The organism is Herbaspirillum lusitanum P6-12 (assembly GCF_000256565.1).
GTDB lineage: Bacteria > Pseudomonadota > Gammaproteobacteria > Burkholderiales > Burkholderiaceae_D > Herbaspirillum > Herbaspirillum lusitanum.
Genome location: NZ_AJHH01000146.1, coordinates 1 through 2016 on the forward strand (window position 1 = coordinate 1; position 2016 = coordinate 2016).

General features: G+C 60.4%; 3 protein-coding genes. All 3 read left to right on the top strand.

Going from position 1 to position 2016, the window contains the following annotated elements:
- Positions 1-1298 (top strand): M48 family metalloprotease (locus HLUSI_RS33545; protein ID WP_157137749.1); only part of this gene is annotated, 1298 nt, incomplete at its 5' end.
- Positions 1299-1308: 10 nt separating this feature from the next.
- Positions 1309-1662 (top strand): 4a-hydroxytetrahydrobiopterin dehydratase, encoded by a 354-nt coding sequence (locus HLUSI_RS0105010; protein WP_016832927.1) that lies wholly within the window; start codon positions 1309-1311, stop codon positions 1660-1662.
- A gap of 2 nt (positions 1663-1664) precedes the next feature.
- The coding region (rsgA, locus tag HLUSI_RS0105015) for a GTPase RsgA (protein ID WP_016832928.1) at positions 1665-2016 on the top strand (352 nt) is incomplete at its 3' end.

Consider the following 2016-nt stretch of genomic DNA (forward strand, 5'->3'; position numbering starts at 1 on the left):
AGCCGGTCGCCAAGGGGGCGGTGCTGACGCATCGCAACCTGGTCGCCAACGTGCTGCAGGCGGAAGAATGGCTGATGCCGGCGCTCAAGCAGGGCGCCAAGCTGGACCAACTGGTGTTCATCTGCGCGCTGCCGCTGTATCACATCTTCGCGCTGACGGTGTGCAACATGCTGGGTACCCGCGAAGGCGCGCTCAACGTGCTGATCCCGAATCCGCGCGACATTCCGGGCTTCATCAAGGAGCTCGGCAAATACAAGGTCAACACCTTCCCGGCGGTCAACACGCTGTACAACGCACTACTGAACCATCCCGATTTCGCCAAGCTGGATTTCTCCGGCTATCGCTGCTGCGTCGGCGGCGGCATGGCGGTGCAGAAATCGGTGGCGGACAAATGGAAGAAGGTCACCGGCTGCCCGATCATCGAAGGCTACGGCTTGTCCGAAACCTCGCCGATCGCCAGCGCCAATCCCTGCACGATCAGCGACTACACCGGCACCATCGGCCTGCCGCTGCTGTGGGTGATCCTGCTGCTGATGGACCAGGCCGGGGCGCTGTGGTGGTTTTACGCATGGCTGGTGTGGAGCGGCTTCCAGCTGCTGATGCTGGTACTGTATCCGACCGTGATCGCACCGCTGTTCAACAAGTTCACGCCGCTCGACGACGACAGCCTGCGGGCGCGCATCGAGAGTCTGATGCAGCGTGTCGGCTTCGCGTCCAAGGGCTTGTTCGTGATGGACGGCTCCAAGCGCAGCGCGCACGGCAACGCTTATTTCTCCGGCTTCGGCGCGGGCAAGCGCATCGTGTTTTTCGACACGCTGCTGGCGCGCCTGGCGCCGCACGAAATCGAAGCGGTGCTGGCGCATGAACTGGGCCATTTCAAGCTCAAGCACATCGTCAAGCGCATCAGCGTGATGTTCGCGATTTCGCTGGCGTTCCTGGCGCTGCTGGGTTACCTCAAGGGTCAGGCGTGGTTCTACACCGGCCTGGGCGTGAACCCGCTGCTGTTCGGCAACAACGATGCGATGGCGCTGATCCTGTTCATGCTGGCGCTGCCGATTTTCACTTTCCTGCTGTCGCCGTTGTCGTCGCTGTCGTCGCGCAAGCACGAGTTCGAAGCCGATGCTTTCGCCGCCCAGCACACCAATGCGCAAGACCTGGTCTCGGCGCTGGTCAAACTGTACGAGGACAATGCCTCGACGCTGACGCCGGATCCGCTGCATTCCGCGTTCTACGATTCGCATCCTCCCGCCTCGCTGCGGATAGGAAAACTGCACGACAAACTGAACGCGGCACACTGAGGAGCACACCATGACACTGACAACCCAAACCCTGCTGACGCAAAAGAGCCAGCATCAGGTCGCCGCCTTCGACGATGCCGACATCCAGCAATACCTGCCGCTGGTGCCGGGCTGGACGCTGGAACAAGGCAAGCTGGTCAAGGCGTTTTCCTTCGAGGATTACCATGAGACGCTGGCGTTCGTGAATGCCATCGCCTACGTCATCCACGCCGAAGACCATCATCCGGAACTGGTCGTGACCTACAACCGTTGCGTGGCCAAGTTCGACACGCACAGCGTCAACGAAGGACGCGGCGGCTTGTCGATCAACGATTTCATCTGCGCCGCCAAGGTGGATGCGATTTTCCACCAGACGTTTTCCTGAGTATGGCTGCAAGTAAAAACACCACCGAAATCGGCACCATCATCGCTGCGCATGGCCGTCATTATCTGGCGCAAGTCGGCGAAGAAAAACTGCAATGCGTCACCCGCGGCAAGAAAAGCGACGTCGCGGTGGGCGACAAGGTCAACCTCAAACGCACCTCGGCGAATCAGGCCGTCATCGAATCCATCGACGAGCGCAAGACGCTGCTGTATCGCTCCGACCAATACAAATCGAAACTGCTGGCTTCCAATGTCACGCAACTGTTCATCGTGGTGGCGACGGAACCGGGGTTTACGGATGACCTGATTTCGCGCGCGCTGGACTCCGGCGCCGAAGCCATCTTCGTGCTGGAGA